This window comes from Streptomyces sp. NPDC023838 (genome assembly GCF_040639555.1).
In the GTDB taxonomy this organism is placed as follows: Bacteria; Actinomycetota; Actinomycetes; order Streptomycetales; family Streptomycetaceae; genus Streptomyces.
The window spans coordinates 1-12087 of sequence record NZ_JBFAAD010000059.1 but is presented as its reverse complement, the minus strand read 5'-3'; the positions used below and the strand labels follow the sequence as shown (position 1 = coordinate 12087).

Genomic DNA, 12087 nt, shown 5'->3' with positions numbered 1-12087 from the left:
CCTGGCCCCCTGGCTGCGCCCCTGGCCCCCTGGCGGGGCCTGCGGCCCCTGCACCCCACGTTCGTCTGCGGGTTCGGTGGGGCTGGTCGCGCAGTTCCCCGCGCCCCTTGGGGGGTTGCGGGCGCTGCACCCCGAGTCTTTTAGGGGCGCGGGGAACTGCGCGACCAGCCACATGCGGCCCGCAGACGAAGGGGTCCGGGGCGGAGCCCCGAAGCGGGGTGCAGGGGGCGGAGCCCCCGCGAAACGGGGTGCAGGGGCCGCAGGCCCCGCCCGGGGGTCCGGGGGCCCGCCCCCGGGAAACCGGCCTCAATCCACCCCCACCCCCGGAGGGCCCGGCGGGGTGGGGCAAAACCTCACAGCTTGCCGCGGTGCCCCCGCAGATGCTCCGCCACCGGCGTCAAAGACGCCCGCAGGTCCCGCAGCGCGTCCCCCGACAGCAAGTCGATGAAGTGCTTGCGCACGGACGCCACATGATGCGGAGCCACCTTCTCCATCGTCTCCACCCCCGCCTCGGTCAACACCGCGAACAGCCCCCGCCGGTCGGACTCGCAGTTCTCCCGGCGCACCAGCCCCGCGTTCTCCATCCGCGTGATCTGGTGCGAGAGGCGGCTCTTGGACTGAAGGGTCGCGGCGGCGAGGTCGCTCATCCGCAGCCGCTGCCCCTCGGCCTCCGAGAGGTTGACCAGGATCTCGTAGTCGTTGTTGGTCAGGCCGAACGGCTGCAGGTCCTTTTCCATCTGGTGCGTCAGCATCCTGTTGACGTCCAGATAGGTGCGCCAGGCGCACTGCTCGCTATCGGTCAGCCAGTTGGTGGCCGTCTCGGTCTCCATATGTGGATTCTACCTAAGAAGTTGAATTTTGAACGAAGTGTCGGAGTGTGACGCCCCGCACGCACCGCCGCAAGGGTGCGTCAGCCGCCCGCTCCAGGTCGTGGTCAGCGCCTGGCAAGGGTGCACGCGTTCGACGTCACACTCCGCAGACTACCGCTCACAGGCCGAAGCGACGCTGGAGGTCTCCGAGCTGGCCGGGAAGACGCGGTACCGAACCCGCCGCCCCGTGCTGCCCGGCCGGCGCTCCGCCGCCCGGAACGCCCGGCTCTGCGGGCACTTGCCCCGTCATCTGCTCGGCCATCAGCACCTCCGTGGACTGGAGCAGCACCGTGCCCGCGCCCACGAACTCGAACTGGTGCTCCTCGCCCGACGTCCCCCCAAGCCCCGTCAGTGACCGGATTCCGCCCAGTACGCCCGTCATATAGCCGTGATCGTAGTGGTGGCAGGGCGACGGGCAGTCCGCCCAGCCCACCAGCGCCTGCGGGTCCACCCGGATCGGCGGCTCCATGAACACCACCGGTCCGTTGGAGGCCGCCACGAACTTCCCCGTGCCGATCAGCGTCAGAAAGCCCGGCACGATCGACTGCTTGAGCGCCAGCGTCGGCTGGTAGGCGAGCAGGTTCCCGGCCCGGATGGTGAGGTTGCCGTCCTCCAGGTCGTACGAGTTGACGTCGAAGGCCCGGTCCGCGAGCAGCATCTTGCCGGAGCCGTCCGCGACCACCCAGTCGCTGGCGTGCAGCGGCGAGTGGAAGCTGGTGCGCAGCAGCCGGTCGAGGCGGCCGTGGCCGATGCCGTTGAACTCGATGCGCCCGTAATAGGCGATCATCTTGCCCTTCTGCAGGAACCACTGGCTCGACTTCAGTTCCACGCAGAACGTGTACTTGTTGACGTTGTCGTCCGAGGGCAGCGTCATCGGGTCGAAGATCGTCGGCCCTCCGGGCCGGGGGGTACTCACAGCTTCTCCTCCGAGGCCTGGACGTACACCGCGCCGTTGCCGGACAGTTCGAGCTGGAAGGCCTCTCCCGAGCCCCTGCCCACCATGTCCCGCCAGCCCAGCGCCGTGGACAGCTTGTTGCGTACGTCGCCGTGGTGCGCCACGTACGCCTGCGGGTCGACGTGGACCGGGCGCTGCGGGGTGATCGGCAGCTCGATCACTCCACCGTGCGCCATCACCGCGACCGCGCCATGACCCTTGAGCGTGGTGGTGAACAGGCCCTGGCCCGTCACCTGGCCCCGGACCATGCCCATGACACCGCCCTGCGAGCCCATGAACATCGTGCCCTGCTGAAGCGTGCCGTCGAAGGCCAGCAGGCGGTCCGCCTCCACGTACAGCGTGTCCCCGGCGAGGTTGATGACCTGGATGTGGTGGCCGCCGTGGCCGAACATCACCGTGCCGCTGCCCTCCACGGTCATCAGCGGGGTGGCCTCGTTGGCGACCCGGCGGCCGATCATCGACATGATCCCGCCCTGGCCGCCCTGCATGTTGGGCGTGAACGACACCTCGCCCTTGTACGCGAGCATCGCGCCGCGCTGGCTGAACATCTTCTGGCCGGGCGCCACCGTGGCCTCGACCATCTTGGAGTTGATCTCGCGGAAGGGCATCAGACGTCCCCTCCGATCGTGTTGCGCTCGCTGGGCTGCACGTACACCAGTCCCTCGCCCTCGAAGCGGATCTGGAACGCCTCCCCCGAGCCCTCGCCGAGCAGCGTGCGGAAGGTCACCCCGGACTGGAAGTGCTGCTGGAGGTTGCCCTGGTGGGCGATGTACGCGCCGGGGTCGACGGAGAGCGGGTACTGCGCGGTCACCCGCAGCACCACCGCCGGGCCGTCCGACACGATCGCCGCCTGGCCGTGGCCCTCGACCGTGGTCGTGAACAGGCCGTTGCCCTGGGTCGCCCCGCGCAGCCCGGTGAAGGTGGTGCCGGTGCGCAGCCCCGCGTCGGTGGCGAGGAGGTTGCTCGCCTCGACCCAGAGCCTGTCGCCCTGGAGCGAGACCAGGTTGATCTCGGAGGCCCGGTCGGCGAAGTAGCAGGTGCCGTTGCCCTTCACCTCCATCACGGTCATGGATTCACCGGTGAGGCGGCGGGTCACCATGCCGCGGATGCCCTCACCGCCGCCGGACATCTTCTTGAAGGCCATCTGGCCGTCGTAGGCGACCATCGAGCCGTTCTTCGCCTTGACGGCGTCGCCGGTCATGTCGACGGCCAGCACTTTGCTGCCTTGGAGTCGGAACGTTGCCACGCGCTGACGTTAGCGGCACCGGCTCCGCCCCGGCCAGGCCCGGGGCTCCGGCACGCCCGGGCGCCGGGGCCGCCGGGGACCCCCGCCAAGATCCCGGCGCCGCCGGTGTCACAATGGAGAACGTTTGTGCTTGCGTTCACAAGCAACACCCTCCGACCCTCCCACCGAAGGTGCCCCCGTGGACATCAAGACCGCATCCGCCTTTCACCGTCTCCGGCTGGTCTCGGCCCCGGAAGCCGTCTCGTTCCTGCTGCTGCTCGTGTGCTCGGTGCTGAAGCGGACGACCGACGTCAACGCCGTCCCGGTGATGGGCGCGATCCACGGCATCCTCTTCATCCTGTACGTGCTCTTCTGGGCGGACGCCTGGAACAAGGCGAAGTGGCCGGTGAAGACCGCCGCCCTGTTCTTCATCCTGTCCGTGCTGCCGTTCGGCGGCTTCGTGGCCGAGCGCAGGCTCAAGCGCCAGGCCGAGGACGCCCTGATCGCCGCCCGCGCCCGCAAGGAAGGCGTGGTCGGAGCGTGATCGTCGCCTTCTCGGTCACCCCGCTCGGCGTCGGCGAGGACGTGGGGGAGTACGTTGCCGACGCCGTACGGGTCGTACGGGAGTCGGGGCTGCCGAACCGGACCGACGCCATGTTCACCTCGATCGAGGGGGAGTGGGACGAGGTGATGGACGTCGTCAAGCGCGCGGTCGCCGCCGTCGAGGCCCGCGCCCCGCGTGTCTCCCTCGTCCTGAAGGCCGACGTCCGCCCGGGCGTCACCGACGGGCTCACCTCCAAGGTGGAGACGGTGGAGCGCCACCTCTCGGCCTGAGCGTCGCCCCTCTGGCGCTCTTGAGCGCCGCCGTTCGAGCCCCCGGCCGCCCCGCCCGGAGCCGGGGGCTCTGTCGTGCCGCGACCCCGCGTGCGGCGCTCGAACAAGAACCGCTCACTCGGAGTACTCCAGTCGACACGCCCAAGAATCTCCACTTCTGTGGTGTTATCTACTGACTCGATCAGCTGGAGGGCACAGTGCGGTCGGAGAGTCCGTCGGAGCAGTACGACTACGAGACCCACAGCCGGCTCGCCGGACCGCTGACGGAACCGGGCCCGGACCCGGCGGCCTACCGGGTGCGCTACCGAAGTCTCCTCTCCGCCGAACCCCGCCGAATACGCGCCGTACTCCTGATGACGCTGGCGCCCCTGCTCACCGCGGCCCTCCTCGTCTACCTCGTCTGGCCCACCCACTGGGTGGAGCGCGAGGGCGGTGACGAGTGGCTGGTCGGCCTGGACGTGGCGATGCTCGTCGCGATCGGGCTGATCGAGCTCTTCATGGTCGTCAACGTCGTCTCCATCGCCCACGCCACGATGGTCGCCCGGGACCCGATACCCGTCTTCCCCGAGCCCGGCACCCGCGTCGCGTTCCTCACCACGTACGTGCCCGGCAAGGAACCCATGGCCATGGTCCGGGCCACCCTGGAGGGCGCGGTCCGCCTCCACCACCCCGGCCCCCTCGACGTCTGGCTCCTGGACGAGGGCGACGACCAACGCGCCAAGGCCCTCTGCGAGGAGCTCGGGGTGCGCCACTTCACCCGCAGCGGCGTCCCCGAGTGGAACCGCCCGAAGGGCCCGCACAGGGCCCGTACCAAACACGGCAACTACAACGCCTGGCTCGCCCGGCACGGCGGCGACTACGACTTCTTCGCCTCCGTCGACACCGACCACGTGCCGCTCCCCGACTTCCTGGAGCGGATGATGGGCTACTTCCGCGACCCCGACGTCGCGTTCGTGGTCGGACCCCAGGTCTACGGGAACTACGACTCGCCCGTCACCAAGGCCGCCGAGTCCCAGCAGTTCCTCTTCCACGCGCTGATCCAGCGGGCCGGCAACCGCTACCGCGCCCCGATGTTCGTCGGCACCAACAACATCGTCCGCATCACCGCGCTGCGCCAGGTCGGCGGGCTCTACGACTCGATCACCGAGGACATGGCCACCGGCTTCGAGCTGCACCGCCGCAGGAACCCGGGGACCGGCCGCTTCTGGAGGTCCGTCTACACCCCGGACGTCCTCGCCGTCGGCGAGGGCCCGGAGTCCTGGACCGACTTCTTCACCCAGCAGACGCGCTGGTCGCGCGGTACGTACGAGACACTGCTCAAGCAGTACTGGAAGGCGCTGTTCCGGGTCCCGCCCGGGCGGCTCCTCTCGTACAGCCTGATGCTCGTCTACTACCCGATGACCGCCGTCAACTGGCTGCTCGGCGTCGTCAGCTGCGTGCTGTTCCTCTGGTTCGGCGCCTCCGGCACCCAGGTCTCCGCCTCCGTCTGGCTGATGCTCTACAGCGACGCGGCCGCCCTCCAGATCGGGCTCTACCTCTGGAACCGCCGCCACAACGTCTCGCCCCACGAACCCCAGGGCTCCGGCGGGCTCGCCGGCATGGGGATGTCCGCGCTCTGTGCGCCCATCTACCTAAAGTCGCTCGGCTCGGCCCTGCTGCGCACCCGCGGCCGGTTCGTCGTCACCCCCAAGGGCGGCGAGGCAAGCCCCGACCGGCTGTGGACCTTCCGCATCCACCTCTTCTGGGCCGCGGTGCTCGTGGTGTCCCTGGCCGCCTCGGTCCACTACGGCCACACCCACGTCGCGATGCGGACGTGGGCGGTCCTCGCCCTCGCCATCGCGCTCGCCCCCGTCGCCGTCTGGTCCTGGACCGCCCGGCGCGAGCGCGCGGCCGCCAGGAGACGGGCGCCGGCGCGGGCCGCCGAGCCCGACGCGGCGGAGGCCCCCCTCGCCACCACCGCACCGGCCGCCACGACGACCGGAGGCAACTGAGCCATGGCCCACCGGCCCTCGCAGCGCACCAAGAAGACCCTCCTGGGCGGCGGCGCCATCGTGCTGCTCGCCGGGCTCAACGCCCCGGCCGCGCTCTCCTTCGCCGAGCAGCAGTACCACGCGTACCAGATCCGCCGGCCCGACTACATGCGCAAGTACGGCGCCTGGGACACCGTCGACATCCCCGCCGAGTACCGCACCAACGCGATCCACGCGGCCCTGCTGCACACCGGCAAGGTCCTGATCATCGCCGGGTCCGGCAACAAGCAGGAGAAGTTCGACGCGGGCTCCTTCGACACCGTGCTGTGGAACCCCAAGGACAACACCTTCAAGAAAGTGCCCACACCCGAGGACTTCTTCTGCTCCGGCCACGCCCAGCTCCCCGACGGCCGCCTCCTGGTGGCCGGCGGTACCGCCCGCTACGAGGTCCTGGACGGCCAGGTGAAACGGGCGGGCGGCGGGATGCGGGTCAAGAACGAGAACCCGGACAAGCCCGTCACCATCAAGAAGGGCACCAGGTTCCGCTCGCCCTCGGGTGTGGAGTACGTGGCGAGGTTCGACGTCACGGTGCCCAGGGCCAAGCGCGAGTTCGAGGTGAGCTACTACGCCACCGGCCAGATGAAGCCCTGGAAGACGAAGGTCACCGCCGCCGAGGCCCGCGTCTTCGTCGAGGCGGTCGCCGAGGGCCCGCGCTCGGTGGCGAAGGAGCAGGCCCAGTACGAGATCGAGGGTCTCACCGGCAAGGACGCCGAGAACACGTACGGCCTCGCCGAGAAGATCACCACGGAGAAGCAGGACTTCCAGGGCATCCGGGCGGCCTACGAGTTCGACCCGAAGGCCGAGAAGTACATCCCGGTCGCCCCGATGCGGGAGGCCCGCTGGTACCCGACGCTCACCACCCTCAAGGACGGCAAGGTCCTCGCGGTCTCCGGGCTCGACGACGTGGGCGCGATCCTCGCGGGCGACAACGAGATCTACGACCCCACGACCAAGAAGTGGTCCAAGGGCCCGTTCCGCTACTTCCCGACCTACCCCTCGCTCTTCCTCACCAAGGGCGGCAAGCTCTTCTACTCCGGCGCCAACGCGGGCTACGGGCCCGCCGACAAGGGCCGTGAGCCGGGCCTGTGGGACATCGCCACCAACACCTTCACCAAGATCAACGGCCTCGGCGACGGCGACCAGGTCGAGACGGCCAGCTCGCTGCTGCTCCCGCCCGCCCAGAACCAGAAGTTCATGCTCCTCGGAGGCGGCGGGGTCGGCGAGTCCGAGAAGTCCACGCCCCGCACCGCCCTGGTCGACCTCAAGGAGGCCGGCCCCGCCTTCAAGTCCGGACCCGCGCTGCCGCAGGGCACCCGCTACCTCAACAGCGTGATCCTGCCCGACGACTCCGTCTTCACCAGCGGCGGCTCCGAGGACTACCGCGGCCGCGGCGCCAGCAACATCCTCAAGGCCCAGTTCTACGACCCGGGGACCAACGCCTTCCGCGAGGCTGCCGACCCCACGGTCGGCCGCAACTACCACTCCGAGGCGCTGCTGCTGCCCGACGGCCGGGTCGCCACCTTCGGCTCCGACTCGCTCTTCGGCGACAAGGACAACACCAAGCCCGGCAAGTTCGAGCAGCGCATGGAGATCTACACCCCGCCCTACCTCTACCGGGACAAGGACAAGCGCCCCGCCCTCGGCGACGGCCCGCAGGCGGTCGGCCAGGACCGCCGCGCCACCTTCCCCACCGCCCACCCCGAGCGGATCGCCAAGGCGCGGCTGATGCGGCCGAGCGCGGTCACCCACACCACGGATGTCGAGCAGCGCTCGATCGACGTACGTCTGACGAAGGACCGGAACTCGGTGACGGTCGAGGTGCCGGGCGACAAGGCGCTGGTGCCGCCCGGCTGGTACATGCTCTTCGTCACGGACGCGGAGGGGACGCCGTCGGAGGCGAAGTGGCTGCTGATCGACTGACCGACTGATCGATTGGTTGGCTGATCGGCTGATCGGCTGAGCGCTCAGGCGGTCGAGCGGCGGGCCAGGTCCAGGGCGTACTCCGGCCACCAGGCGCCCGCCGTCGGTCCGCCCCGGCAGGTCCCGTCCGAGTCGCCCGGCCGCTTGATCCAGAGATACGCGTCGAGCCGCGGGTCCCCGGTGCTGGTGGTCGGCGGCTTGCCCAGGGCCCGGCCGGGCGGGTTGCACCAGGCCTGGTCGGGGTCGTCGAGCAGCGGCCCGGCCCCGTTGCGGCTGGTGTCGATCACGAAGTGCTTGCCGCCGAGACCCTGGGAGACCTTGGCGCCGTACGCCCGTACGGCGTCGTCGGTCTGGAAGTTGGAGACGTTCAGCGCGAACCCGTCCGCCCGGGCGACCCCGGCCCGGGTCAGCGGCTCGACCAGCCTGGCCGGGTCGGGGATCCACGCCGGGTTGCCCGCGTCCAGGTACACCTTGGTGTTCGGCAGCTTCTTGAAGTGGTCGATCGCCTCGTTGAGCAGCTGGTAGCGCTCGTCCCAGTGCTCGGGCGTGGTGCAGCCGTCGACCATGTGGGCCACCGCGTCCGGCTCCAGGACCACGATCGCCTTGGCGTCCCCGATCGCGTCGGCGAACATCCCGAACCAGGTGCGGTACGCGGCCGTGTCCGCCGCCCCGCCCGCCGACAGCCCGCCGCAGTCGCGGTGCGGGATGTTGTACGCCACCAGCAGGATCGTGCGCTGGTCCTTGGCCGCCCCCGCCACGGCCCGGCGGATCCCCGGCCCCGGGTTGTCCCACGCGGGCCAGTCCGCCATCGGCCGGTCCGCGATCCGCCGCAGCGCCTCGGCGTCGGCGGTGCGCCCCTGCGCCTCCCAGGTCTTGATCTGCTTGGCGGCGTTGCTGTCCGGGTCGACCCAGAAGGGGCCGCCGGGGGCCGGTTCGGCGCCCTCGCCCGTGGAGTGGCGCTGGGCGGCGGAGGTCCCGCCGGGGCCCGGTTCGGGGGAGCCGCAGCCGGCCACCACGGTGAGCAGGGCGGCGGCGAGCAGGATGCGGCGCCGGGCGTTCGTGGCCCGGCTGTTCGTGGGCCGGGCGTTCGTGGCCCGGCCGTTCGTGGGCCGGGCGTTCGCGGGCCGGGCGGTTCCGTGCCGGGACATGCGGCTCCCTGAGGGCAGGGCGTACACAGGACGCGGACAAGCGTGACATATCGGTCACTCTCCGCAGTGGAGCGCCACGGAGCGACGTGGGGCCCGAAGTGTGGGCCGAAGTGTGAGACGGGGCTGACCGGCATGTGACCAGTCGGTAAGGTCAATGCGTGCCGAAGCCGCTCAGCCTCCCGTTCGACCCCATCGCCCGCGCCGACGAACTCTGGCAGCAGCGCTGGGGGCCGGTCCCCTCCATGGGGGCGATCACCTCGATCATGCGCGCGCACCAGATCCTGCTCGCCGAGGTCGACGCGGTGGTCAAGCCGTACGGGCTGACCTTCGCGCGGTACGAGGCGCTGGTGCTGCTCACCTTCTCCAAGGCGGGTGAGCTGCCGATGTCCAAGATCGGCGAGCGGCTGATGGTGCACCCGACGTCGGTGACGAACACGGTGGACCGCCTGGTGCGCTCGGGCCTGGTCGACAAGCGCCCCAACCCCAACGACGGGCGCGGCACGCTGGCGTCCATCACGGACAAGGGCCGCGAGGTCGTCGAGAACGCGACGCGGGATCTGATGGAGATGGATTTCGGGCTGGGGGTGTACGACGCGGAGGAGTGCGGGGAGATCTTCGCGTTGTTGCGCCCGCTTCGCGTGGCCGCGCGCGACTTCGAGGACGGATAGAGCTCGGTCGCTCCTGTTGTCGGCCGGGTGTGGGTCGTCTCGGGTTGCTCGCGCGGTTCCCCGCGCCCCTTACATGGGCCCGAAGGGCCCTCCTGGGGGCGCGGGGAACCGCGCGACCAGCCCCCACCGGCCCGCAGGAGGGTGACGCAAGATCGCGTCAGCGCGGCCGTTACGCTCGTTGTCATGAAAAAGAGCGTGCTGACCCGCTACCGCGTCATGGCCTACGTCACCGGCGTCCTGCTGGTCCTGCTGACCCTCGGCGTGATCGCCAAGTATCTGCTGGACATGGACGGCGCGGCCGACTTCACCAAGATCGTGGGCATCGCGCACGGCTGGCTGTACGTCCTGTACCTCATCTGCGCCTTCGACCTCGGCTCCAAGGCGAAGTGGCCGGTCGGCAAGCAGCTGTGGGTGCTCCTCGCGGGCACCATTCCCACCGCGGCCTTCTTCGTCGAGCGCAAGGTCTCCCGCGAGGTAGAGGCCCTGGTCGCGGAGTCGGCGCCGGTCGGCGCCCAGGCGTAACCCACCGCCCGCGGAGAACCGCGGGCGGTCTGCCATCGACATTTACTAGGACGTCCTAGTAAATTCGAAGGTATGGACGCTGACGCGATCGAGGAGGGCCGCCAGCGCTGGCAGGCCCGTTACGACAAGGCCCGCAAGCGCGACGCGGATTTCACCACGCTCTCCGGAGATTCCGTCGAGCCGGTCTACGGGCCCAGGCCCGGCGACACCTATGAGGGCTTCGAGCGGATCGGATGGCCCGGCGAGTACCCGTACACCCGCGGTCTCCACGCCACCGGCTACCGGGGCCGGACCTGGACCATCCGGCAGTTCGCCGGGTTCGGCAACGCCGAGCAGACCAACGAGCGCTACAAGATGATCCTCAAGGCGGGTGGCGGCGGCCTCTCCGTCGCCTTCGACATGCCCACCCTGATGGGGCGCGACTCCGACGACCCCCGCTCGCTCGGCGAGGTCGGGCACTGCGGCGTCGCCATCGACTCCGCCGCCGACATGGAGGTCCTGTTCAAGGACATCCCGCTCGGGGACGTCACCACGTCCATGACGATCAGCGGGCCCGCGGTGCCCGTCTTCTGCATGTACCTGGTCGCCGCCGAGCGGCAGGGCGTCGACCCGGCCATCCTCAACGGCACGCTCCAGACCGACATCTTCAAGGAGTACATCGCCCAGAAGGAGTGGCTCTTCCAGCCCGAGCCGCACCTGCGCCTCATCGGTGACCTGATGGAGCACTGCGCGGCCGGCATCCCCGCCTACAAGCCGCTCTCCGTCTCCGGCTACCACATCCGCGAGGCCGGGGCGACGGCCGCGCAGGAGCTGGCGTACACCCTGGCCGACGGCTTCGGGTACGTGGAGCTGGGCCTCTCGCGCGGCCTGGACGTGGACGTCTTCGCGCCCGGTCTCTCCTTCTTCTTCGACGCGCACCTCGACTTCTTCGAGGAGATCGCCAAGTTCCGCGCCGCGCGCCGGATCTGGGCCCGCTGGATGAAGGAGGTGTACGGGGCGAAGTCCGACAAGGCGCAGTGGCTGCGCTTCCACACCCAGACCGCCGGTGTCTCGCTGACCGCCCAGCAGCCGTACAACAACGTCGTACGGACGGCGGTGGAGGCGCTCTCCGCGATCCTCGGCGGCACGAACTCGCTGCACACCAACGCGCTGGACGAGACGCTCGCGCTGCCCAGCGAGCAGGCGGCCGAGATCGCGCTGCGCACGCAGCAGGTGCTGATGGAGGAGACGGGTGTGGCCAATGTGGCCGACCCGCTCGGCGGCGCCTGGTACGTGGAGCAGCTCACCGACCGCATCGAGGCGGACGCCGAGAGGATCTTCGACCAGATCAAGGAGCGCGGGACGCGGGCGCACCCGGACGGCAAGCACCCGATCGGTCCGATCACCTCGGGCATCCTGCGCGGGATCGAGGACGGCTGGTTCACGGGGGAGATCGCCGAGTCGGCGTTCCAGTACCAGCAGTCGCTGGAGAAGGGCGACAAGCGGGTCGTGGGTGTGAACGTGCACCACGGGTCCGTCACCGGGGATCTGGAGATCCTGCGGGTCAGCCATGAGGTGGAGCGGGAGCAGGTGCGGGTCCTCGCGGCGCGTAAGGCGGGGCGGGACGACGGACGCGTGCGGGCGGCGCTGGATGCGATGCTCGCCGCCGCTCGGGACGGGTCCAACATGATCGCGCCCATGCTGGACGCGGTGCGGGCCGAGGCGACGCTCGGGGAGATCTGTGGGGTGCTGCGCGACGAGTGGGGCGTCTACACGGAGCCGGCGGGGTTCTAGGCGCCTCAGTGGCCCGTCTTTTCGGGTGCGGGTGGACTGTAGCTGGTCGCGCAGTTCCCCGCGCCCCTTTCACCGCCCTCGCTGCCGCCCTCGGGCCCCAGTGGCGGGTGATCGCACCCGACCAGCGCGGTCACGGCGACTCA

The 12087-nt window shown here is 70.2% G+C and carries 12 protein-coding genes; 7 read left to right on the top strand and 5 right to left on the bottom strand.

Annotation, left to right across the window (positions count from 1 at the left end):
- Positions 1-353: 353 nt before the first annotated feature.
- From AB0G17_RS35950 to AB0G17_RS35935, 4 genes are all read right to left on the bottom strand, one after another.
- Positions 354-830 carry a MarR family transcriptional regulator gene (locus AB0G17_RS35950; protein ID WP_361392015.1) on the bottom strand — a complete coding sequence of 159 codons (477 nt, stop codon included), beginning with the start codon at positions 828-830 and terminating at the stop codon, positions 354-356.
- A gap of 157 nt (positions 831-987) precedes the next feature.
- A complete protein-coding gene (locus AB0G17_RS35945; RefSeq protein ID WP_361392057.1) occupies positions 988-1743 on the bottom strand; it encodes an AIM24 family protein in 756 nt (251 codons plus the stop codon).
- Positions 1744-1781: 38 nt separating this feature from the next.
- Positions 1782-2432 carry an AIM24 family protein gene (locus AB0G17_RS35940; protein ID WP_361392012.1) on the bottom strand — a complete coding sequence of 217 codons (651 nt, stop codon included), beginning with the start codon at positions 2430-2432 and terminating at the stop codon, positions 1782-1784.
- Positions 2432-3070 carry an AIM24 family protein gene (locus AB0G17_RS35935; protein WP_361392009.1) on the bottom strand — a complete coding sequence of 213 codons (639 nt, stop codon included), beginning with the start codon at positions 3068-3070 and terminating at the stop codon, positions 2432-2434. Before AB0G17_RS35935 ends, AB0G17_RS35940 begins: the two co-directional genes overlap by 1 nt.
- Positions 3071-3248: 178 nt before the next feature.
- Between AB0G17_RS35935 and AB0G17_RS35930 the strand changes: the two genes are divergently transcribed.
- The 4 genes from AB0G17_RS35930 (at position 3249) to AB0G17_RS35915 (ending at position 7833) form a co-directional block, all read left to right on the top strand.
- Positions 3249-3593 (top strand): DUF3817 domain-containing protein, encoded by a 345-nt coding sequence (locus AB0G17_RS35930; protein ID WP_361392006.1) that lies wholly within the window; start codon positions 3249-3251, stop codon positions 3591-3593.
- Positions 3590-3883: an MTH1187 family thiamine-binding protein gene (locus AB0G17_RS35925; RefSeq protein ID WP_190090896.1), complete on the top strand. Its 294-nt coding sequence runs from the start codon at positions 3590-3592 to the stop codon at positions 3881-3883. Before AB0G17_RS35930 ends, AB0G17_RS35925 begins: the two co-directional genes overlap by 4 nt.
- Positions 3884-4068: 185 nt before the next feature.
- Positions 4069-5874, top strand: a complete 1806-nt coding sequence (locus AB0G17_RS35920) for a cellulose synthase catalytic subunit (protein ID WP_361392054.1) — start codon at positions 4069-4071, stop codon at positions 5872-5874.
- A 3-nt stretch (positions 5875-5877) separates the two neighbouring features.
- Complete coding sequence (locus AB0G17_RS35915) at positions 5878-7833, top strand: kelch motif-containing protein (RefSeq protein WP_361392003.1); 1956 nt, start codon at positions 5878-5880, stop codon at positions 7831-7833.
- Between the two features lie 44 nt (positions 7834-7877).
- On the opposite strand, the gene AB0G17_RS35910 is transcribed toward AB0G17_RS35915, so the two are convergent.
- Positions 7878-8981 carry a glycoside hydrolase family 6 protein gene (locus AB0G17_RS35910; RefSeq protein ID WP_361392000.1) on the bottom strand — a complete coding sequence of 368 codons (1104 nt, stop codon included), beginning with the start codon at positions 8979-8981 and terminating at the stop codon, positions 7878-7880.
- Between the two features lie 158 nt (positions 8982-9139).
- Between AB0G17_RS35910 and AB0G17_RS35905 the strand changes: the two genes are divergently transcribed.
- The 3 genes from AB0G17_RS35905 (at position 9140) to AB0G17_RS35895 (ending at position 11944) form a co-directional block, all read left to right on the top strand.
- Complete coding sequence (locus AB0G17_RS35905; RefSeq protein WP_266983936.1) at positions 9140-9649, top strand: MarR family transcriptional regulator; 510 nt, start codon at positions 9140-9142, stop codon at positions 9647-9649.
- A 183-nt stretch (positions 9650-9832) separates the two neighbouring features.
- Positions 9833-10171: a DUF3817 domain-containing protein gene (locus AB0G17_RS35900; RefSeq protein ID WP_361391997.1), complete on the top strand. Its 339-nt coding sequence runs from the start codon at positions 9833-9835 to the stop codon at positions 10169-10171.
- A 72-nt stretch (positions 10172-10243) separates the two neighbouring features.
- Positions 10244-11944: a methylmalonyl-CoA mutase family protein gene (locus tag AB0G17_RS35895; RefSeq protein WP_361391994.1), complete on the top strand. Its 1701-nt coding sequence runs from the start codon at positions 10244-10246 to the stop codon at positions 11942-11944.
- Positions 11945-12087: the final 143 nt, after the last annotated feature.